Source organism: Holdemania sp. 1001095H_141210_F2 (assembly GCF_015558105.1).
In the GTDB taxonomy this organism is placed as follows: Bacteria; Bacillota_I; Bacilli_A; order Erysipelotrichales; family Erysipelotrichaceae; genus Holdemania.
On sequence record NZ_JADNPO010000018.1, the window covers coordinates 35,409 to 57,795 of the forward strand.

Annotated in this window: 19 protein-coding genes; 14 read left to right on the forward strand and 5 right to left on the reverse strand. The window is 52.1% G+C overall.

The genetic code is table 11. The features are described from left to right. Window positions 1-176: 176 nt before the first annotated feature. Window positions 177-2,258 carry an FAD-dependent oxidoreductase gene (locus I2G61_RS11195; protein WP_072684607.1) on the forward strand — a complete coding sequence of 694 codons (2,082 nt, stop codon included), beginning with the start codon at window positions 177-179 and terminating at the stop codon, window positions 2,256-2,258. Between the two features lie 194 nt (window positions 2,259-2,452). Next, a complete protein-coding gene (locus tag I2G61_RS11200) occupies window positions 2,453-3,631 on the forward strand; it encodes an amidohydrolase family protein (protein WP_072684608.1) in 1,179 nt (392 codons plus the stop codon). Between the two features lie 99 nt (window positions 3,632-3,730). On the opposite strand, the gene I2G61_RS11205 is transcribed toward I2G61_RS11200, so the two are convergent. Then, on the reverse strand, window positions 3,731-4,606 hold the full coding sequence (locus I2G61_RS11205; protein WP_195548277.1) for a LysR family transcriptional regulator: 876 nt from the start codon (window positions 4,604-4,606) through the stop codon (window positions 3,731-3,733). A 142-nt stretch (window positions 4,607-4,748) separates the two neighbouring features. Between I2G61_RS11205 and I2G61_RS11210 the strand changes: the two genes are divergently transcribed. After that, window positions 4,749-6,737 carry an FAD-binding protein gene (locus I2G61_RS11210; RefSeq protein ID WP_195548278.1) on the forward strand — a complete coding sequence of 663 codons (1,989 nt, stop codon included), beginning with the start codon at window positions 4,749-4,751 and terminating at the stop codon, window positions 6,735-6,737. A gap of 265 nt (window positions 6,738-7,002) precedes the next feature. Then, a complete protein-coding gene (locus tag I2G61_RS11215; RefSeq protein ID WP_195548279.1) occupies window positions 7,003-8,343 on the forward strand; it encodes an ATP-binding protein in 1,341 nt (446 codons plus the stop codon). A 74-nt stretch (window positions 8,344-8,417) separates the two neighbouring features. On the opposite strand, the gene I2G61_RS11220 is transcribed toward I2G61_RS11215, so the two are convergent. From I2G61_RS11220 to I2G61_RS11235, 4 genes are all read right to left on the reverse strand, one after another. Further along, window positions 8,418-8,618, reverse strand: coding sequence for a PTS ascorbate transporter subunit IIC (locus I2G61_RS11220; RefSeq protein WP_072684612.1), 201 nt, complete (start codon window positions 8,616-8,618; stop codon window positions 8,418-8,420). Beyond that, window positions 8,618-9,628 (reverse strand): SPFH domain-containing protein, encoded by a 1,011-nt coding sequence (locus I2G61_RS11225; RefSeq protein ID WP_195548280.1) that lies wholly within the window; start codon window positions 9,626-9,628, stop codon window positions 8,618-8,620. The genes I2G61_RS11220 and I2G61_RS11225 overlap by 1 nt, the downstream gene beginning before the upstream one ends. Window positions 9,629-10,163: 535 nt before the next feature. Continuing rightward, on the reverse strand, window positions 10,164-10,349 hold the full coding sequence (locus I2G61_RS11230) for a hypothetical protein (RefSeq protein ID WP_072684614.1): 186 nt from the start codon (window positions 10,347-10,349) through the stop codon (window positions 10,164-10,166). Between the two features lie 9 nt (window positions 10,350-10,358). Then, a complete protein-coding gene (locus tag I2G61_RS11235; protein ID WP_072684615.1) occupies window positions 10,359-11,162 on the reverse strand; it encodes a Cof-type HAD-IIB family hydrolase in 804 nt (267 codons plus the stop codon). Between the two features lie 363 nt (window positions 11,163-11,525). Between I2G61_RS11235 and I2G61_RS11240 the strand changes: the two genes are divergently transcribed. From I2G61_RS11240 to I2G61_RS11285, 10 genes are all read left to right on the forward strand, one after another. Next, complete coding sequence (locus I2G61_RS11240; protein WP_195548281.1) at window positions 11,526-12,203, forward strand: FadR/GntR family transcriptional regulator; 678 nt, start codon at window positions 11,526-11,528, stop codon at window positions 12,201-12,203. After that, complete coding sequence (locus I2G61_RS11245; RefSeq protein WP_006061140.1) at window positions 12,200-13,003, forward strand: electron transfer flavoprotein subunit beta/FixA family protein; 804 nt, start codon at window positions 12,200-12,202, stop codon at window positions 13,001-13,003. Before I2G61_RS11240 ends, I2G61_RS11245 begins: the two co-directional genes overlap by 4 nt. Beyond that, the gene (locus tag I2G61_RS11250; RefSeq protein WP_072684617.1) at window positions 13,000-14,199 is read left to right on the forward strand and encodes an FAD-binding protein; all 1,200 of its coding nucleotides are present in this window, start codon (window positions 13,000-13,002) and stop codon (window positions 14,197-14,199) included. The genes I2G61_RS11245 and I2G61_RS11250 overlap by 4 nt, the downstream gene beginning before the upstream one ends. After that, a complete protein-coding gene (locus I2G61_RS11255) occupies window positions 14,184-15,581 on the forward strand; it encodes an FAD-binding oxidoreductase (RefSeq protein WP_072684618.1) in 1,398 nt (465 codons plus the stop codon). Before I2G61_RS11250 ends, I2G61_RS11255 begins: the two co-directional genes overlap by 16 nt. Before the next feature lie 235 nt (window positions 15,582-15,816). Beyond that, window positions 15,817-16,425 (forward strand): MerR family transcriptional regulator, encoded by a 609-nt coding sequence (locus tag I2G61_RS11260; RefSeq protein ID WP_072684619.1) that lies wholly within the window; start codon window positions 15,817-15,819, stop codon window positions 16,423-16,425. 406 nt (window positions 16,426-16,831) lie between these two features. Then, window positions 16,832-17,530: an ABC transporter ATP-binding protein gene (locus tag I2G61_RS11265; RefSeq protein WP_072684620.1), complete on the forward strand. Its 699-nt coding sequence runs from the start codon at window positions 16,832-16,834 to the stop codon at window positions 17,528-17,530. Between the two features lie 2 nt (window positions 17,531-17,532). Then, a complete protein-coding gene (locus I2G61_RS11270) occupies window positions 17,533-19,242 on the forward strand; it encodes an efflux RND transporter periplasmic adaptor subunit (RefSeq protein ID WP_072684621.1) in 1,710 nt (569 codons plus the stop codon). Between the two features lie 12 nt (window positions 19,243-19,254). After that, window positions 19,255-20,472: an ABC transporter permease gene (locus I2G61_RS11275; RefSeq protein ID WP_072684622.1), complete on the forward strand. Its 1,218-nt coding sequence runs from the start codon at window positions 19,255-19,257 to the stop codon at window positions 20,470-20,472. A 198-nt stretch (window positions 20,473-20,670) separates the two neighbouring features. Further along, entirely contained in the window at window positions 20,671-21,555 is an 885-nt protein-coding gene (locus I2G61_RS11280) for a DUF3137 domain-containing protein (RefSeq protein ID WP_159432793.1), read from the forward strand. A gap of 76 nt (window positions 21,556-21,631) precedes the next feature. Then, entirely contained in the window at window positions 21,632-22,165 is a 534-nt protein-coding gene (locus I2G61_RS11285; protein WP_072684624.1) for a LemA family protein, read from the forward strand. Window positions 22,166-22,387 lie beyond the last annotated feature (222 nt).

Here is a 22,387-nt window from a genome sequence, read left to right on the forward strand (position 1 = left end):
CTGCATATACGCCGAAAAGTCGCCGGGATAAACCTGAAAACCAGACTATTTTGCCGGTAAACGGATCTTACGAGGGATCCGTTTTCATGTGTTCTGTTTGTTCGTTCACAAACTTGTTGACCTGTAAGCGGCTAACAGGTTTATAATGTTTACGATTCATAACAGGAGGGAAAGTCATGAAGAAATTTTGTCTTTCTGTGATTCTGGCTCTGGCGATGACGATGAGTCTGACCGGCTGTTCACAGACACCAAAACAGGAACCGGCGAAAACCGGGGACACGATGTCCGGGGTGTTCACAGGCACATCAACGGGCATGCAGGGACCGGTCAGCGTCCAGCTGACAGTGGAAGAAGGAAAGATCACCAAGGCCGAAGTGACAGAATGTCATGAAACCGCAGGTCTGTCCGATGTGGCGCTGGAACGCATTCCATCACAGATCGTTGAACATCAGACCTTTGATTTAGACACCGTTACCGGTGCGACGCTTTGCAGCAACGCATTGATGCGGGCGGCTGAAGAGGCGGCGACCAACGCCGGCATGGATCTCAGCGCGTTGAAGGCAAACGCTTATCACGCGGCAGCGGGCGAGGCGGAAACATTATCTGCGGACGTCGTCGTTGTCGGCGGCGGCGGAGCGGGCCTGAGCGCTTCGATCGCGGCAGCGCAGGAAGGCTCAAAGGTCATCCTGATTGAAAAAAGTTCTTTCCTGGGCGGCGATACAATGATGGCCGGCGGCGCGTTCAACGCGGTTGACCCGGAAGCGCAGGCGGAACGCGTTTTATCGGAAGCACAGAAAAATACGCTGGATTCCTATCTGGCGCTGTCGACAACCGACGCGGATCTGCATCTGGATCAATTCCCGGAATGGGCGGAAGTCCTGACCACGCTGCAGAGCGATATTCAGGCTTTCTATAAGGCGAATGCCGGCAAGACGGCAGGCAAGGATATGCCGGGCTTCGATTCAATTTCTTTGCACATGTGGCATATTTATACGGGCGGACTGCGGCAGATGAACGACGGCCGCTGGATCGCTTCGAACATTGATCTGGCCCGCACCTTAGCGGAAAGCGCGCTGAATTCTTATGACTGGGCGGGTTCAATCGGCGTTGGCACAGCTTCTCACGCAGGCGCCGGGGATTCGCTGTACACCGTATTAGGCGCAATGTGGCCGAGAACCCATGCTTACACCGCAGGTCTGCCGTTAATTCAGGTACTGCAGAGCGCGGCTGAAAAAGAAGGCGTAACCATTTATACGGAAACTGCGGCGAAGTCGTTGATCGTCGATGACAACGGCCGCGTTACCGGCGTTAAGGCTGAAAAAGCCGACGGTACGGAAGTCACATTAGAAGCGGGACACGGCGTTGTGCTGGCCAGCGGCGGTTATTGCGCAAATCCGGCGATGGTCAAGCAGTATGATGAATACTGGGGCGATGATCTGACCGACCGCACCTTGACGACCAATGTCGGCACCAACACTGGCGACGGCATCGTCATGGCGATGGAAATCGGCGCGGATACGACGGGTCTGGGTGTTTCCCAGCTGATGCCTTCCTCTTCCCCGATCAAGGGCACAATGACCGACGGCATCTGGGCTGACGCTTCAGAACAGATCTGGATCAACGGTCAGGGTGAACGCTTTGTCGACGAATACGCGGAACGTGACGTTCTGGCGAAGGCTTCGCTGACGCTGGATAACGGCATCTTCTATATCATTTATGCCGGCAGCGGCCTGAAGGAAGCCGACGGTCTGTGCAAGGGTGCTTCACTGGAAGAAGGGCTGTTCGGCACGACTGTTCAGTCGATGGTCGACAACGGTCATGTCTGGTATGGTTCGACCTTAGCGGAACTGGCGGAAGCGTCCAAGACCGCAGCGGGCGGCGCGACTCCGGCATTTACGGAAGAACAGCTGCGCACGGTCATTGAAAAATACAACAGCTATGTTGAAAATCAGAGCGATCCGGATTTCGGCAAGGAAGTCCTGGCCGGCGCGATCGATCTGGAAGCGATCGAGAACGATCCGAACGTCGGTATCGTCATCTCACCGCGGAAGGCTTCGCTGCACCACACGATGGGCGGCGTGGTCATCAACACCTCGGCGGAAGTCTTGAACGCGGAAGGCCAGCCGATCGAAGGCTTATGGGCAGCCGGCGAAGTCACCGGCGGTATCCATGCGGGCAACCGTCTGGGCGGCAACGCGATCGCCGATATCTTCACCTTCGGTATGATTGCCGGTCAGAACGCGGGCAAGGCTCAGTAACTTTTTTCTCCCATGAAGCTCTCTGGAATTCTTCCGGGGAGCTTTTTATTCAAGGTTCAGGCTGAAGCCTTTAGCGAGGGGCAGGAAATGGGATTACTTAAAGAAGTTTGATCTGATGAAACTATTTTCAAGTTGTCTGAAAATAAAAATGCGCTATAATGAAAGATAAGAAAACAAATGAGGGGGAGTAATCAATGAAAAAATTCTGGATTCATGCCGGAACGCTGATCGACGGCACTGGCGCTGAACCAAAAAAGAACCAGGCCATCTGCGTTGAAAACGGACGGATTGCCGCGATCGAAGATTTCCACGGGAAGAACGAGGAAGAATGGGTGGATTTAAGCGAAATGACCGTCATGCCGGGCATGATCAACTGTCATGTTCACTCTTTGTCTCCAGTGGGCATCAGCGATGAGGAAGAAAACGCGCTGACGACCATGGAAAAAGCCTGGTGGGGGATGAAGAACGCACACGATTATATCGACAGCGGCGTGACGTTTGTCCGTTCGCTGGGGTCTGAACAATATTACGATCTGGAAATGAAAAAATGCATCGAAGAAGGAAAAGTCGTTGGACCGCACATGGCCTGTGCCGGCCGGGTGATTACGATGACCGGCGGCCATGGCTGGAAAAGCGGACTGGAATCCGACGGCGCAGACGAATGCCGCAAGCATGCCCGCGAGCTGTTGAAGCACGGCGTGGATCTGATCAAGATCATGGCGACCGGCGGCGTAATGACCCCGGGTGTGGAACCGGGCAGTGCGCAGCTGACGATGGAAGAAATGAAGGCGGCGATCGACGAGGCGCACAAGGCTGACCGCAAAACCGCGACGCATGCCCAGGGCACCCAGGGAATCAAGAATGCCCTGCACGCCGGCATCGACTCCATCGAGCATGGCATTTTCCTGGATGATGAATGCATCGACTGGATGGTCGAACATGGAACATACCTGGTTCCAACGTTAGCCGCGCCGCGCTGCATTCTGGACGCCGGTGTGGAAAAAGGCATGAAGGATTATGTTTTGCGCAAAGCGAATCTGGTTGTCGACGCGCATATTGAAAGCTTTAAGAAAGCCTATCAGCGTGGTGTGAAGATCGCGATGGGCACGGATGCCGGCACGCCTTATAACTTCCATAACAATTCGGCGTTTGAGCTGGAACTGATGGTGGCCAACGGGATGAAGCCGATGGATGCGATCGTGGCTTCTACGCGCAACGGGGCCGACTGCATCGGCGTGCTGAAGGACTACGGCACGATTGAAGCAGGAAAAGTCGCGGATATCATCGCGATAGAAGGCGATCCGCTGCAGGATATTTCCTGTGTCCGCAAGGTCCGCACTGTTTATAAAACGGGTGAAAAGCTGAAAGGCTGAAAACGGTGCTGTCTTGGATAATAAAAACAGCCGCGCTGATCGGATTGAAAAGTCTGATCAACGCGGTTTTCTTTTGGATAGGAAGTTTTATAAAAACGTTTAAAGGTGAAGCACTTCTGTTTCGGCAACCTGCCGGACAAAGCGTAAAAATTCCTGGACGGCCGGACTGGGATTCTTGGCATAATGGAAACCATAAGCTAATGAATAATCCCAGTCGCAGGGAATCGTCACCAGATCAGGATGGATATCCTTCCAGCACAACGGCGTCTGCAAGCAATCCTGCCGGACAATGCAGCGGCTGAAAACAGAGAGATCATAGCGCGGCACCTCGACGACGTGAACGCCGAGCGCTTTGGCTTCCTGCTGCAGACGATCCAGTTCATCAGACATGTTGGAACGGATCGTGACCAGTGTATAAGGCCGCATGTCCGCAAGTGTTAAACACGTTTTGGACGCTAACGGATGATCCCGCGCGACCGCAACGGCGATCGGGACCCGGAACAAACTCAGGAAGCTGCGGCTGTGCTGCCAGGGCTCGCCGTCATCAATTCCTTCTATAAGATCGGCTTTGTATGCTTCCGTATTCAACGCAAGGTCAAGAAGTTCAACGGGGATCTGATCGGATACTTCCTTTTGAAACCGCGTCCACAGCGGATAAAAAACACGGCATTTCATCAACAGACTTGTGCCGATCGTAATTTTCTGCTGATCCTGGCGATGAATCAGGATCAGATTTTCCTCAATTTCCCGGCAGGTCTGAATCAGCGGCCCGGCTTGTTGAAAAAGATAGTCGCCGGCCGGGGTGAGCTGAGTTCCGTGGCGTGTCCGCTTGAACAAAGTCACCTGAAGCTCCTGTTCCAGATTGTTGATCTGCTGAATCACGGCGCTGGGCGTGATGTAGAGCTTCTCGGCTGCTTTGGAAAAACTGCCGTTTTCGGCAACCTGAATAAACGTTGCCAGCTGATGATTAAGCATCCTTGATTCCTCCCGTTTCAGTATCGAAATCTTTTGATCTTGTTATAAGGTTTTCCTACAAACCATCATAAGGAATTCAGACTTCTTTTGCAACCTGTTATGTGAAATAATGAACACAACGAGAGAAAAGGGAGGAAAAAATATGAGTTCTAAGAACATAACCCGCCGGGATTTCCTGAAAGGCGCCGCGGCCGGCGCGCTGGGACTGGCGGCTGTCAGCCTGAGCGGATGTGCCGTTAACGACGCCCCGGCCGCAAGCAAGGGAATCTATACGCCGGGGACGTATTTCGCAGTCGTCAAAGGGTATTCCAGCTATATTCAGGTCGAGATGACATTCACAGCGGATAAGATTACTGATTGTACTATCGCCGCCGATGGAGAAACGGAATCGATCGGAAAAGCAGCCGCGGATGAGCTGGCAAAACTGATCGTCGAGAAACAATCTGTGGATGTGGAAACAGCCGCGACGGCGGATATCACCATTCCGGCGATTAAGAAAGCAGTTGGCAACTGTATCGCTCAGGCTCAGGGGCTGGCATCTGCTCTGAATGAAAACACAGACAGCGATTTTGAAGACTGGCTGGGCGAAGCTCCGGAGATCGCGGATTCGCAGATTACTTCCACACTGGATACCAGTCTGTTGATCATCGGCGCGGGCAACGGCGGGATGATGGCCGCGGCGACCGCGGCGGACGCCAAGATGGATTTCATCCTGTGCGAACAGAATGAAACGCTCGGCGATACGCGGCACTGGATCGGCGCGCTGGACACCGAAGCAATGAAAAAGGCCGGGGTCACGGTGCAGAAGGATCGGCTGTTGAATGAAATTGCCCGCTACGCTTCCTATAAGTGCGATATGGATGTCATCAAAATGTGGATGAACAACAGCGCAGAGATGATCCGTTATCTGGAAAGCCTGGGGTTAAGTGCGTCGGTCAACATCGCGCATGAGAATCATGTCGGCGGCAACCATATGGAATACTATGTACCGTCGATCTGGCATACAATCAGCGCGCCGGAGGGCAGCGAATTTGCCGGAGCGATGGGCTGTGAGCGCAATCGCTTCCTGGAGAAGCATATTCAGGATTTAGGCTATCAGGTAAATTATTCGATGACACTGGTACGGCTGAATCAGAATGAAAGCGGCAAAGTCACCGGAGCGATCTTCACCGACGCAAAGGGGGCTTATGTAAAAATCAATGCTGAAAACGTCATTCTGGCGACCGGCGGATATCCGGGCAATCCCAAAATGGTGAAAGCGCTGGCGCCGATTGTCAACGAATGCGTCACCGCCAACAGCTACTATGGTCCGGATACCGGCATGGGCATCCGCGCCGGGATCTGGGCTGGCGCGAAGATGGACACGACCGATGCGCCGATGATCTTTGACCGTGGTTTGGTCGCGCCGGGCGTCAAGGCCGGTTATGTCGATGATGGGCAGGGCAACCTCGCTTTCCCAGGCACGGTCTATCAGTTTAACCCGGGCACGCAGCCGCATTTAAAGGTCAATAAAGAAGGCTTCCGATTCGCAAATGAATCCTGCCCGTATGATTTTCTGAATTACGCGGCGTCTTTACAAACCGACGGTGTGTATGCGGCGATTATGGACGCCAATATCACCGACGCAATCCTGGCCTATGATCAATACGGCTGTGCTCAGATTTCCGTCAATATTGCGAAGAACGACGGAATTGTGCCAATGATCGAAAGCTATGTCGAACAAGGCCTGATCTTCAAAGCGGATACGATTGAGGAACTGGCGGAGAAGCTGGGAATTCCGGCGGATAATCTGAAAGCGACAGTCGAGCGGTACAATGAATTGTGTGCGAAGGGCGTCGACGAGGATTTTGGCAAAGAGGCGTACCGGATGCGCCCGGTCGCGGCCGCGCCGTATTATGGCTGCTTCCTGGGCGGCAGTCTGCTGACCACCTGCGATGGCCTGCGGATCAACCGCAAGTGTCAGGTTTATGATACGAACCATCAAATTATTGAAGGCTTGTATTCGATCGGCGATTGTTCAGGCAGCTTCTTTGCGGGCAATTATCCGGAATATTTCGTCGGCGTTGCGGTCGGCCGCACGATGACGCAGGGCCGGGTTGCCGTGAAGACGATCCTCGGCGAAGAATTGTAAGCTGAATCGGAAAAAGGAAAAGAATCAGGATTTCTGCTTTGAAAGCTGAACCTGATTCTTTTTTGCTGAGAAAAAAAGTGGGGAACAACCACTTGTCTGGGAAAGAAAAAGAAAAAAACATCAATTCCCTCATTTTTGTGTTAATTTATATGTAAAATTCGCTAATTTTTATGTGATTATGAATGAGAAAATCGCTATGTTTTGTGTTGCAAACCATGGATAAATCCCTCAAAATTATGTATAATCTTAATAAGGGAGGTGCGCTATGCTTTATTTAAAGAGGAAAATCGACGACTATCTGATAGCGTGGAAAGAAGAGGCTGATCATAAACCACTGATTGTAAAAGGACCGCGGCAAGTGGGAAAGACGGAGTCCATTCTGCGGTTTGCCAAGGCAGCGTATGAAAGTGTTGTAGTCATTAATTTTGTTGAGGAACCTAAATATCGCTTAATCACAGAGGATGGATATAAACCATCAGAGATTATTAAGAATATTTCGAGAATGGATCCATCAAAACGTTTTATTCCTGGGAAAACTTTGATTTTTTTTGATGAGCTGCAAGCGCATCCTGATATTGCTACTGCATTAAAATTTTTTAAGATTGACGGGCGTTTTGACGTTATCTGCAGCGGTTCTTTATTGGGAATTAACTATAAGCAAATTGAAAGCAACAGTGTAGGATATAAAACGGATTACACCTTATTTTCATTGGATTTTGAAGAATTTTTGTGGGCTAAAGGATATTCTGAATCCATCGCAGAGGAATTGCTGAACCACCTTATCCATCAAAAACCATTTAATTTAATTGAAATGGAAACGTATAGCAGCTTGTTCCTTGACTTTTGCATTTTAGGCGGAATGCCTGCGGTAGTGCGGACTTATGTTGAAAGAGGAACGTTTGAAGGAACACTGGATCTTCAGCGGCAGCTCATTGAAGACTATAAGGAAGACATTCGGAAATATGCCGTCGGTCTGGACCAGACGCGAATATTAAATGTTTTCAACCATATTCCTTCCCAATTAGCAAAAGAAAATAAAAAATTTCAATTATCTAAAGTTGAACGAGGCGCCCGGTTTAAAGACTACCGTGGATGCATTGAATGGCTTTGTGATTCAGGAATCGTTAATTGTTGTACCTGTCTGCAATTTCCTGAACTTCCATTAAAGGGGAATAGCGACGATAGTAAATTTAAGCTTTATTTTGCGGATACTGGACTGTTAATCGGCATGCTGGACGATGAATCCCAGGAAGATTTGCGGGTGAATAAGAATTTAGGTGTATATAAAGGCGCACTTTATGAGAATATTGTTGCGGAAGCACTGACCAAATGTTCGATTCCCCTTTATTATTATCGTCGGGAAGACTCTACATTAGAACAGGATTTCTTTGTCCGCACGCAGCATAGTTTGCTTCCATTAGAAGTCAAGGCAAAGCACGGAACAGCGAAATCATTACGGACGCTGATCAGCTCTGACCGGTATCCTGATATCCGCTATGGTTTAAAGCTTAGTGCTGGAAACATCGGGGTCAGCGATCAAATTTACAGCTTTCCTTATTTCTGTGCGTTTTTGTTGAAACGATTTTTAAGACAAGCTGAATTTTGAAGCTAGGGCAAAGACCTTGTTTCTTTTAGCATAATATAAGGATTAAGAAAAGACCGCGAAGCTGCGGTCTTTTATCAGAGATCCAGTTTAATCCCTTCATCCAGGTTTTCCGGCCGGGGGGAGCCGTTTTTCTTTCTCTGTTTGACGCATTCCGTCAACAGATATTCAATCTGTCCGTTTAAAGATCGGAAATCATCTTCGGCCCAGGCTGCGATCTGTGCATAGAGCTTACTGGAAATCCGCAGCGGAACCTGCTTCTTTTCCTGATCTGCCACTAATATAAGCTTCCTGAATTCACGATCGGCTGCGCGTCTTTATTGCCGCACAGGACGACGAGCAGATTGGATACCATGGCAGCTTTTCGTTCTTCATCCAGCTCGACCATGCCCCCTTCGTTCAGTTTGTTCAGCGCCATTTCCACCATGCCGACGGCGCCGTCGACGATCATCTTGCGGGCGTCGATAATCGCGGAAGCCTGCTGCCGCTGAAGCATAACGGCGGCGATTTCCGGAGCGTAGGCCAGATAGGTGATCCGGGCTTCCAGAATTTCCAAGCCCGCGTCCTGAACCCGGTTTTGAATTTCCTTGCGGATTCGGCTGGCTACGATTTCACTGGAACCGCGCAGCGAGCCTTCATCCGGTTCACCATCGCCCGTTGTATCGACATTCTGAGCGACGTCGTAAGGATACAGCCGCACGATATCGCGCAGCGCGGCGTCGCACTGCAGCGACAGGAATTCCTTATAGTTATCTACCGCGAAGACCGCTTTGGCCGTATCGTTGACGCGCCAGATGACGGCGATTCCGATTTCCACCGGATTGCCCAGGCAGTCGTTGATTTTCTGCTTGTTGTTATTCAACGTCATCACTTTCAGCGAGATTTTCTTTGTCGGCACAACCTGATTCTGCGTGCCGTTATTCGTCGTGATCGCCCGTTCTGAGGAATTGACGTCGCCGCTTTGCCGCAGTGTTGTCCGGCTGGCCGGGTTCACCGCGGATACAAACGGATTCACATAGTAAATTCCTTCTTCTTTTAACGTTCCGACATACTTGCCAAACAGCGTCAGCACCAACGCTTCCTGCGGCTTCAGCACTTTAACGCCCATGCACGGAATCCAGCCTAAAGTCAGCCAGACCATGGAAATGGCGATCAGTACGCCGCCCAGCGTATTGTTTTCAACCAGACTGATGCCGGCGATCAAGGCGATGACCGATAAGGCAAACGCAGCGACCAGCAGCATCAGCGGCATTAACCCTTTCCTGGCGTTTAAAATTTTTTCTTCCATCTTTCACGACCTCCTCTTGATGATATCATTTTGATATCATTTCAATTTCTTGTCAAGTGTTTTCGTCAAGCAGCGAAAAAATCTTCCGAAATTCAAAATCCAATTATCCTTTTGTGGTAAGGAGAGGCCGCGGAATAACTCAGCACCGTCGATCCGACTTCTATGATTTGTTTTCCTTACGTGCAGGATTGATCGACAATCGTGGATTGTTGCCGCTTATCTTCTGACTTCAATCTAAAACCACGGAATAAAATGGGAACTTGAAAGAATAAAAGATCGTTATCAAAGAATAAAGAATTGTTCTTTCTTCGCCGATATTGTTCTTTTATTCTGTATATTGTTCCTCTTCCAGTTTTTCTGTTTATTTGAAAAAGATGAAGACGCAGTCTGACGAATATGAAAAAAAGATAAACCTTGCTTTCGCAATGCGTTTATCCTTTTCTTCGTTAGAGCGTTCGGCAGCTCCGCAGGACAATCCGTCCGGGAGCTTCCCTGCTTTTAAAATCTTTGCATACAGAATTCTTTGTCTTTCAGATTAACGCGGCAGCGGGTACCGATCCGGATCCAGCGGCCGCTGCAGCGTGACAAGGTAGCCACGCTGAAACAGATCGCTGCTGTAACCGGCGGCAGCCACCTGCCAGCCTTTTCGTCCCCATTGGTTCAATTCTTCTTCCGCTTTGTCTAAATCATCGAAGACCAGAATCTTAAATTCCCACTGCATAGCTGTGCGCTAGGCGATGACGCCGAAATGCCGCAAGGCTTTGGCCACACCGTCTTCATCAACGGAAGGCGCGATGTAATCCGCCGCCGCTTTGACGTTATCCTTCGCGTTGGCTACCGCGACGCCGACGCCGGCCTTGACCAACATCGGGATATCGTTCTCCCCATCGCCGAAGGCCATGGTTTCCGCCCAGGAAATGCCCAGACGCTTCAGAACGGATTCGATTGTGGTCGTCTTATCGTTGCCGGTGCTGTAAATATCATAGCCCTGCGGATAACTCCAGGTAAAGGTCAGCTCCGGGAACTGATCGGTAATCGATTCGACCTTCGCTTCATCACCAATGATAAACAGCCCCATCGGCAGGCCGTGCGTCTTCTGATAATTCTGTTCGGCCGTATCGTCGATCAACAAATTCCCGACGTCCTTTCCTTTCAGATAACCCCAGTGGAATTGATGGAAGTGCGACTGGCAGACGACCGATTCGTCAAACTTATAGCCGACGCCCAATTCCAGCTCGTCGCACAGCTTGTTCAGGCGGATCATTGTGTCTTCCTGAATTTCATGCTTTTCAATAATTCCCTTGCCGGTTTCAATCAGACACTGCCCGTTGATCGTGACGTAATAATCCGGTTTCAGCGTGTCGTGGACGTCCTGCTGAATGAAGTAATAAGCCCGGCCGGTGGCGATCAACAGCTTGATCCCCTGACGCTGCGCCTGATGCAGCGCTTCGACGCCCGCAGGCCGGATCGTTTCCGAGCCGCGGGCGATCAGGGTACCGTCGATATCCAGAATCAACATTTTTACATTTTCCATAATTGTTTTTGTACTCTCCTCTGTCAGTTATCATACCGTGATTTTCATCGGGTGAAAAGAGCTTTTGAAGATTTTATTCGTAAAAATTAGACATTGGATGAAATAATGTTTCAATGTTTCAACGCGTGATCCCGACCGGCGGATGACAGCCCGGAGAAATCCTTGGATTTTCTTTTATGAGGGGGCAGGACTGCAATTACGGATGTTCTTATAGCGTTTGAGAGGCTACGGGAAACGGACAGCGTATCGGGGATGCGGCAGGGAAATCAGTCGTGAAAGAATTAATTAACTGTAAGGGCTTTCATTTTTGTTCCGCTTCTTCTATAATGGAATTAACTTGGTCTGACCAGTTAGGGGTGAACTATGGAAAATCAGGAAAAGAATTCGCAGATGATCGTCGACGATGTGATCGGTCAGATCGGCAGCGGACGGCTGAAAATCGGCGAAGCTCTGCCCTCGGAGCGGGAGATGACGCAGCTCTATCACGTCAGCCGCAGCTGTGTGCGGGAAGCGATGCAGGTGCTGGCGCTGTTAGGCATCGTGCGGATCCGCCCGAAGGAAAAGACGCGCGTCCAGGCCTTTCAAATCGAACCGTTCATCCAGCGGATTTCCCCGCTGTTGTTCGCACAGATGGGCTGCGAACAGGACATCGCCCAGTTTCGCTTGGCCGTTGAGATCAAAGCGGCGCAGCTGGCGGCTGAAAAAGGGGCGGATGAAGGACTGATGGAGCTGGTGGCGGCGATGCGAAGGTGCGAGGATGAAGCGCAGGCGGCGCAGCTGGATCTGCAATTCCACAAGGCGTTGGTGCACAACAGCGGCAACAGCCTGCTGAAAATTGCGCTGGACAGCGTCGGCAGTCTGATGGAATATTCCGTCGCGCATAACCGCCGGCAGATATCCACGCACAGCTCGCTGGCGATTCTGATCGACCAGCACGAACAGCTGACCCGGACGATCGCGGCCAGACAGACGGAAAAAGCGGCGGAGCTGATGAAACGGCATCTGCGGCTGGAAGAAAACAGGGAGGAAATAGAGAAGTGAACATTGTCGTATGCGTAAAACAGGTTCCGGCGACGCAGAAGGTCGAAGTCGATCCGGTTACCGGCGTCTTAAAGCGGGACGGTATTGAAACGAAGATGAATCCATATGATCTGTACGCGATGGAAACTGCGCTGCAGATCAGAAAGAAAACCGGTGCGAAGATCCATGTGATCACGATGGGGCCGCCGGCTGCCAAAGCGGTACTGCAGGAAGCATTCGCGCTGGGCGCCGACGAGGGCTGGCTGTTGACGGACCGGAAGTTTGCCGGGGCCGACGTGTTGGCGACCTCGTATACGATCGCCTCTGGAATCCGCCAGATCGATCATGTCGATCTGATTCTGTGCGGCAAGCAGACGACCGACGGCGACACGGCTCAGGTTGGACCGGAAATGGCCGAGGTGCTGGGAATTCCGCATATCAGCTGGGTTACGGAGCTGATCGACGCCGACGATCAGGCCTTGATTGTTAAGCAGGATCTGACCGAGGTTGAAGCGGTGGCCCGGATTCCTTATCCATGCCTGATCACGGTGGAAAAAGGAATTTTCCAGCCGAATCTGCCGTCCTATAAACGCGCGAAGGAAGCCGCGGACAACCCGATTCACACGCTGAGCGCGGCGCAGTGCCGGACCTTGGATCCATCCCGAATCGGTCTGTCAGGCTCGCCGACCCAGGTCGAGCGGATTTTCACGCCGACCCATGATGTGAAGACGATGCGGCTGGACGGGCCGGAAGCGGAAAGCGCGGCCAAGCTGGTCGCAATCCTGAAAGAAGATAAAATGTGGGAGGAGGAAAACGCATGAGCGGCTTAGTGATTGATCCTAAAAAATGTACGCGCTGCGGTTTATGCATCACTCAATGTCCGTTTAACGCCATGGCGATGGTCGACGGTCAGGTTCAGATCAACGCCGCCTGCAAGATGTGCCGGATGTGTCTGCGCAACTGTCCAAGTCAGGCGATCAGCGAACAGGTGGACGCGCCGCAGCCGCAGATCGACAAATCCCAATGGCATGATATTCTCGTCTACGTTGAACACAGCGACGGCCGGATTCATCCGGTGACGCTGGAATTGATCGGGAAGGCGCACGAGCTGGCCCGGGTTATCGGGCAACAGGTCAACTGTCTGATGATCGGCGATCACATTGAACAGGCGGCGGATTCCCTGCTGGATTATGGCGTCGCCAACGTCTATCTCTATGAAGATGCGCGGCTCCAGTATTTCCGTGCGGATAATTATACCGAAGTGTTTGAGGACTGCATTCAGCGCAGTCATCCGGCGGTTGTTCTGGTCGGTGCAACGGTCAGCGGACGTTCGCTCGCTCCGCGCACCGCGGCCCGCTTCCGCACCGGCTTAACGGCCGACTGTACGGTTCTGGAAATGCGGGAGAATACCGATCTGGTGCAGATCCGGCCTGCTTTCGGCGGCAACATCATGGCTCAGATTCTGAACACCAATCATCGTCCGCAGTTTGCGACGGTGCGCTATAAAGTGATGGATCCGGCGGTGAAGCAGGCCCGGATCGGAAAGGTGGTGTCCTGTCCGATCGATCCGGCCAAGCTGGATTCCAAGATTGAATGGCTGAAAATTGAAAACAAGGAACAGGAGGTCAGCATTTCCGACGCTGAAGTGCTCGTCGCTGTCGGACGGGGCGTTAAGGATGAAAAGACGCTGGCGCTGATCGAAGCATTAGCGCAGAAGCTGCATGCCCAGATGGCCTGCAGCCGGCCGGTTGTGGAAAGCGGGCGCTACGACGTCCGCCGTCAGATCGGTTTGTCCGGACGAACGGTGAAGCCGAAGCTGATCCTGACCTTCGGCATCAGCGGAGCGATCCAGTTTACCGCCGGGATGAAGGGGGCGGAGAAAATCATCGCCGTCAACACCGATCCGCAGGCTCCGATCTTTGATCTGGCGCATGTCGCGGTCGTCGGCGACGCCGGGCAAATCGCTGAAAATATGCTTAAAGAAATGGAGGGAGAGACCGTATGTTCCGCAAACTAGAAACCCGGGATATCGAAGCGCTGAGCGCGATCACCGGACGGGATTATGTCAGTGTCCGTGATGAAATTCATCCCGATTATACGCATGACGAAATGACCCACTACGGCTGTTTTGACCCGGAGCTGGTCATCCAGCCGGGCTGCACGGAGGAAGTTTCACAGATTCTGGCCTATGCCGATCAAGAACATCTGCCGGTTACGACCCGCGGCGCGGGCACCGGTTTATGCGGGGGCTGCGTGCCGATTTACGGCGGCATCGTGCTGTCGATGATGCGCATGAACAAGATTCTGGAAATTGACGAACAGACGATGAACGCCGTGCTGCAGCCGGGCGTGCTGCTGATGGAAATCATTGAGGAAGCAGCGAATCATAATCTGTTGTACGCGCCGGATCCAGGCGAAAAGAGCGCGTCGGTCGGCGGCAACGTCATGACCAACGCCGGCGGCATGCGGGCGGTGAAATACGGCGTGACCCGTGATTATGTGCGCGGCCTGGAAGTCGTGCTGGCGGACGGCAGTGTGCTGACGCTGGGCGGCAAGACCTCCAAGAACAGCTCCGGCTATTCCTTAAAGGACCTGATCGTCGGTTCCGAAGGCACGCTGGCCGTCGTCACGAAGATCACGATGAAGCTGCTGCCGAAGCCGCGCGCGATGACCTCGCTGTTGATTCCGTTTACGACGCTGAAGGACGCGCTGACGCTGGTGCCGAAAATCATGCGGCTGCCAGCGGTGGCGACGACGATTGAATTCATGGAAAAGGAAGTCATTCAGGACGCTCAGGATTACCTCGGCAAGGATTTCCCGAACAAGGAATTCAACGCTTACCTGATCGTTTCTTACAGCGCCAACACGCCGGAAGAAATGCAGGCGATGATCCACGACTGCGCCGAGCTGGCCTTGCAGGAAGGGGCGGAGGACGTCTTCATCTCCGATACCGAAGAACGCCAGAGCAGCATCTGGGATGCCCGCGGCGCGTTTCTGGAAGCGATTAAGAACTCAACGACGCAGATGGACGAATGCGACGTCGTCGTGGATATCGACAAGGTCGCCGACTTCTGTCAGTTTGCCCGCGATCTCTCAATTCAGGAAAACATCCGTATCCGCAGCTTCGGTCATGCCGGCGACGGCAACCTGCATATCTATGTGCTGAAAGATGCGCTGTCGGAAGAAGAATGGCAGAAGAAGGTCGTGCGCTGCATGGACGCGCTGTACGCGAAAGCCGCGGCGATGAAGGGCCAGGTTTCCGGCGAACACGGCATCGGTCATGCCAAGCGCGACTATCTGAAACAGTCGCTGGATCCGGAACAGATCGAGCTGATGAAACGAATCAAGGCCGCCTTTGACCCGAACGGAATTCTCAATCCGGGCAAAGTCATCGGCTGAGAAACAGCGAAAAGCGCTGCTCAGCAGCCCCGGCGGTACTCTCTTTCAACCTGAATCCGCAATGAAGGAAAATCAGACCCGGCTTTAAATCAAGACCCTGGAATACCCCGGGGTCTTTTTATGTTCGGAGTTTTGTTTTTCACTCAGGAAAAACAAGCAAAAACAAGCGGATTGTCTGAAAAAGCGTTGACCTGTCCCCTGGGGACTGTGTTATGCTCACAGCGAGGTGAGCGGAATGCTGCTGAAAGAAGTCATGCAAAAGAGCGGGCTGACCCGCAAACAAATTGAAATACTTCAACAGAAGGGATTGATTCATCCGACCCGGGAAGAAAACGGATACCGCAATTATACCGAGCAGGATCTGAAAATGCTGAAGCAGGTCAACTTTCTTAAGAAATTTGAGTTTACGCTGAACGAGTGCCATGCCCTGTTGATCGAAGGCGACGCAGCCGTACTGGATCAGAAACGGGAACAGCTGCTGTCCCAACGCTACCGGCTGGATACCGCGCTGCAGTATCTGGATCATCTCAAGGATCCCGATACCCAGCAGATCGAGCTGGAATCGGTGGAACAAACGTTTGATCTCTACGATCAGATCAGCGCTGGTCAGCGCGGGCAGAAAATCATCCAGATGGAAAATGAAATCGTCAAAGCGCAGATATCGTTTAATAGTTTAATCGAATACACGATCGGCATCGGTTTTTCGATGACGGCGATACTGCCCCGGCTGAATCAACGCCTGACGGTTTTGATCGTGACTATGCTGCTGGTGCAGGGAATGAAGTCGTCGACGCGGTTCCGCTGGCTGATCCTGCGGGTCGGTCAGTTTTTAAGAATTATTTAGCGCAGAGTGAACGCGGAGAGGGCCGCTGAAACTCCGCGTTTTTTTTAGAATGGGAATGTGACAAAATCGTTAGTTCCCTGCAAGCCAGATCCATGGTGAAGAGAAGCCGCAGCGCGTACAATGAACAAGGAAAGTCAGTGAATCAGTGGAAAAAAACGCTTGCTTTCTGTGAAAATCAGAATATAATATGACTCAAGAAAGAAAAATAAGAAAAAAAAGAAATGGGAGGCAAGATAAAAAAGATCAGAATTTTTAAGGGAAAGGATTGACAAATTCAACGATGTGTATTATTGTATTACTGTTCTAATACAAAAATCTTATGAAGTTCTTTAGGAATCCTTTCGATGGGTTTAAGCCTTGGACTTTATAATGAAAAACGATTTACGCATGACAGGGAGGGAAGTTCATGTCCGAAGCTTTAATCGAGATCAGAGATCTCTGTAAAATATACAATCCGGGCGAGGTGGAGGTCCGCGCGCTGGATCATGTCAGTCTGACGATCAACCGCGGCGAACTGGTTGCGATCATCGGACAGTCGGGTTCCGGCAAATCCACGCTGATGAATCAGCTGGGCTGTCTGGATGTTCCGACTTCCGGTGATTATTTCCTGAGCGGTCAGAACGTCGCCAAGCTCAGCGATAACGAATTATCGGATATCCGTAACCGGGAGATCGGCTTTATTTTTCAGGGATTCAACTTAATTCCCAATCTGACAGCTGTGGAGAATGTCGAGGTTCCGCTGATTTACCGCGGGATCGGCAAGCGTGAACGGCGTCAGCTGGCGATATCGTCGCTGGAAAAGGTCGGACTGGGTCACCGGCTTGATCACAAGCCGTCGCAGATGTCCGGCGGTCAGCAGCAGCGCGTTGCGATTGCGCGGGCCATCGCCGCCGCTCCGCCGTTGATTCTGGCGGACGAACCGACCGGCAACCTGGATTCCGCGTCAAGCAAGGAAATCCTGCAAATTTTAAAACAGATGCACGCCAGCGGGCGCACGGTCATCCTGATTACGCATGACAACGAGATCGCCGCGCAGGCCAGGCGGATCATTCATATCCGCGACGGAAAGATTGATTCCGATACACTCAACGAGGGAGGAAAATAACGATGGACGAAAAGCAAGTGGAACTGATTGAAGTTGAAACGCTGAAACCGGAAAAGAAACCGGAGAAAAAGAAACAAAAACGGAAATTGACGATGCCGAAGAAGAAAACATTCATTCTCGGCGCGGTTGGACTGTTAGTCCTGTATATCGTCGTTTCCAATCTGACGCGCAAGCCCCCGCTGCCTGCCGTCGCGGTGACGCCGGTGACGCGGGGCAATATTGAACAGACGCTGGATACCAGCGGTCTGGTTTCCTCCTTATCGGAGAAGACGTATTTTTCGCCGGTCAGCGCCAACATCGCAAAGCTTCCGGTCGCGGTCGGCGATAATGTCAGCGCAGGCGATCTGATCGTCGGCTACGATCTGGATTCGATTCAGGAACAGGTGCAGAAAGCCAATCTGGAGCTGACGGCCGCCCGCAGCGGATATCACGACAGTCTGAACAAAAGCAACGAAAAGGCCGACGAATACAGCCAGGCCAAGCACGACGCTGAAAAGCTTTATGCCGAGGCTAACGATCTGCGCAGCAAGGTGGCCGGACTGAAGGATCAGCTGGCCCAGGCGCAGAAGGAACAAGCCGGGCAGGAAGCCAACAATGCGGTCAACCAGCAGAAAATTGCCGAGCTGCAGAAGGAAGCGGCTGATCTGGAAACGGAGCAAGCCCAGCTGGAGCCGCAGATCGCCGAGAAGCAGCGGCAGATTGCCGAGAAACAGGAAAAGCTGGATGCGCTTGTCAATCAGCCGGAAACGGATTCTTCAGCCAGTCCTGCGCCGACTGAGGATCACAGCGCTGAAATTGAGCGGCTGAAACAGGAAATCAGTACACTGCAGAGTGAACTGGACGCGTTGAACAAGACGCAGGCCGATAACGATCAGCGTCAGAAACAGATTGCCGACGAGATCCAGCAGCTTCAAAGCGCCGGCGGCGCGGCGGCGGCCAAGGTCGTCCAGCTGCAGGCCGATCTGGAAAAAGCGTCGACGGAATTAAGTCAGAAGGAAGCGGAACTGGCCAAGCGGGAGAGCGTCCGCGATTCCGCGCAGGCTTCGATTCTGTCTGATGAAATGAAAACGCAGCTGCAGGCGAACACAAACCTGAGCGAGCTGGCCGCGATGAGCACCAACGAATTGCTGCAGCTGGCCCGCGCCGGCATCAAGGCGGAATTCTCCGGCATCGTCACCAAGGTCAACACCAAGGAAGGCGCCGCGACCGCCGAAGGCACAGAGCTGATTACTGTCGCTTCCAACCGCGAGGTTATGGTTGAAATTTCAATCACGAAATACGACCTGGAAAAAATCGCAGTCGGACAAAAAGCAGAAATTACTTTAGCCGGTCATCAATACACCGGCACAGTTGAAAAAATCAGCAGGGTGGCCGAGACTAACGCTCAGGGCACGCCGGTGATTCATGCCCAGGTTCGTTTCGACAATCCGGACGACAACATCTTCTTGGGCGTGGAAGCCAAGGTTTCCGTCAACACCGCGAAAGCGGAGAACACGCTGCTGGTACCGGTGGAAGCGATCAATACCGACCGTCAGGGCAGCTTCGTCTACGCTGTGGAAAACGGGCTGTTGATCCACAAAGCAGTTGAGACAGGCGTGACTTCCGACGCCGCCGCGGAAATCAAATCCGGCCTCAGCGAAGGTGATCTGATCGTGCTGAGCGCCGCCGCAGGACTGCAGGAGGGAATGCAGGTTACGCCTGTCCAGCAGTAAAGGAGGCCGCAGATGACGCAGCTATTTGAATATATAAAGATGGCGGTCAAGAATATCCGGGCCAACAAGGGCCGGTCGATTCTGACGATGCTGGGCATTATTATCGGCATCTCCTCCGTTATCATGATTATGGCGATCGGCAACGGCGCCAAGGGAACGATCAGCGACGAACTCAACAGTATCGCCGGGGGTCAGATCTATATTTACGCAAGTCAGAACTACACCGCCGGGGAACCGGTGGCGATTACGGAGAAAGACATCGACACGATCAAAACGAAGATCGACCATATCAAGGGTGTGACCCCGACGCTGGGCGCCTGGGGCAGCGCGCTGACGCAGAAAGGAACCTTTGATTTGTCGATCAGCGGCGGCAATCCGGATCTGGGCGCGATGTCAGTGCAGCCGATGCTGCACGGCCGTTATTTTGATCAGTCAGATTTTGAAGGCGGCCGCCTGGTCGGCGTGATCGGCGAGTCGGATGCCAAAAAGCTGTTTGGGACGGCGGATATCGTCGGCATGGCGATCGAAGCCTCGATCATGAACGTCACCAAGGATATCCGGATCATCGGCGTACGCAAGGACGTCGAGGGCACCTTTGTATCCTCAACCTATGAAGGTGCGCCCATCTCGATGGAAATGCCCCATACCGCGCTGCAGGCGTTTGATATCGGTACGGAGGATTTCGGAAGCATTTACATTATTTCCGAGGGCAACGAATATTCCGCAGCCGTCGCCCAATCGGCGCTGAGCCTGCTTGACAGCCGTCATCAGACTCAGGGCAAGGGCGCGTTTCTGATGCAGGAATTCAATGAACAGATGGGGCAGATCAACGAAGTGCTGAACATGATCACGACGTTCATCTCCTTTGTCGCGGCGATCAGTCTTTTAGTCGGCGGGATCGGCGTTATGAACATCATGTTGGTATCCGTCACGGAAAGAACCCGGGAGATCGGCATCCGCAAAGGTCTGGGCGCGCGGACAAGCTCGATCCTGTGGCAGTTTCTGGCTGAATCGGCGATCATCACGGCGATCGGCGGCATCATCGGGATTGTTTTGGGAATCGGCGGGGCAGAGCTGTTGTGCCTGGTGATGCCGCTGACTCCGCGCATCAGCCTGTCCACAATCCTGATCGCGACGCTGTTCTCCTCGGCCATTGGGATTTTCTTCGGAATCATGCCGGCCCGCAAAGCGGCGAATCTTTCGCCGATTGAAGCGCTCCGCCGCGATTAACGAAAATCGCTGCGCTTGGTTTCTCAAGGAAAATCAACCGCGAATAATTCTCAAACCGGAACGGAAGGCTTTATGCCGGCAGCTCCGGTTTTTCTTCGGGCGCTTCAAGGAGAGCGGGCAGAGTCTGTCAATTTCCTTAAAAAGGGCAGCTGTGAAGTTTCGGCATGGTATAATAAAAAAAGAAATGGGGGAATCGGATTGAATGACACTTTAGCGCAGCTGAATCACCGGCGGGAAAGGATCATGGCGGTAACCTTGCTGGGCTACACCCTGATGGTGCTGGGAGTTCTTCTGTTATTTTCCAGCGTTTCTTTCGGAATATTGACCGGGATTGTCGGGGGCGGTTTGATTCTGGCGATCAACCTGACAGAAAAGCCGAAGTATGTCCGGGCGTATAAAAATCAGATCGTGCTGGCGGTATTACGGGAAATGTTTGAGGATGTTCATTTAAATCTCGACGCCGGGTTTAATCAGGAATGGGTTGAGGACGCTCATTTCATCCCGACGGGCAATCGTTTCTTCAGCGATGATCAGATATCGGGCAGCTGCCGCGGCTGTCTGTTCCGCCGCAGCGATGTTCTCACTCAGCAGGTGACGCATACCGGAAAAACAACAACCGTTACGACCTTGTTTGAAGGACCGTGGATGGTGTTTGAATTCCCGAAAAGCTTTGGGCATTATCTGCTGGTGCGGGAAAAAGAATTTCTGTCTAATGGCAAGCCGGGCGGCTGGTTCAGTGGTTTGAAAACCGAACGTATCGCCATGGAAAGCGAAGAATTCAATGAGAAGTTTGAGGTCTATGCTGAGGATGAACATGAAGCGTTTTACCTGCTGACACCGCAGTTTATGGAAAAACTGGAACAGGCGGAACGTGAAATCGCCGGCCGGATGTATTATGGTTTTTTCGATCATGAATTCCACGTGGCGGTGGATAACCGGCAGAACAGCTTTGAGCCGCCGGTATTTACGCCGATCACCCCGGCGCAGCTGGAAGAGATCCGGACGGAAGCACGGTTAGTGTGCGAGCTGATCGATCTGCTTCACCTCGCGGACAGAGAAGGTGGGCAACGGCCAAAGCCTTAAGCTCAAATTGTTACAAAACAAGCGGATTTCATTTCATAAATTACAGAAATAAACCAGATAAGAAAGGCGGGGAGGAATGATGACGATTTTGTTGATCGGGGCGATCGCATTGATCGTATATGGCATACTTCTTTACAATCAATTAGTCAGGTGTCGGATTAAATGTGAAGAAGCGCTGTCGGGAATTGACGTCGCATTGGTCAAACGCTATGATACGCTGACCAATATTCAGGAAACGGTGAAAGGGTATGTCAAGCATGAACAGACGACGCTGGTCGAATTGACGAGACTGCGCGCGACGATGACGCTGGCGGAAAAAGCAGAGCTGGCGGATCAGTATGCTCAGGCTCAGAAACGGCTGATGATGTTGGCGGAAGGCTATCCGCAGCTGCAGGCGTCCGCGAATTTTCTGCAGCTGCAGGAAACGATCGCTGATGTTGAGGAACACCTGCAGGCAGCTCGTCGGGCGTATAACGCCAATGTGGCGCGGTACAACGAGAAGCTTCAGATGTTTCCGTCCAGTCTGATCGCCGGCCTGATTCATGCGGAAGCCAAAGCCTTTTTCCAGGCCGAGCTGGATCAGCGTGATAATGTGAATGTTTCATTTTAAAGGAAAAAAGCAATCGGAGAGCTGTAGCACAAACGTTACAGCTTTTTAAATAGAAAGAAGAGCACAAAAGATCGGAAAAGGAAATTGAAAACAAAACGGTATTGAGTTATAATGAGCTTAGAAAGATTAACTCAAAAAAGTATTTTTACAAATTTCAATTCTTTTAGGGGGCTTTTCCTGATTTTCCGCAATATTAATATTAGGAGGCTTCTGAATATGAAA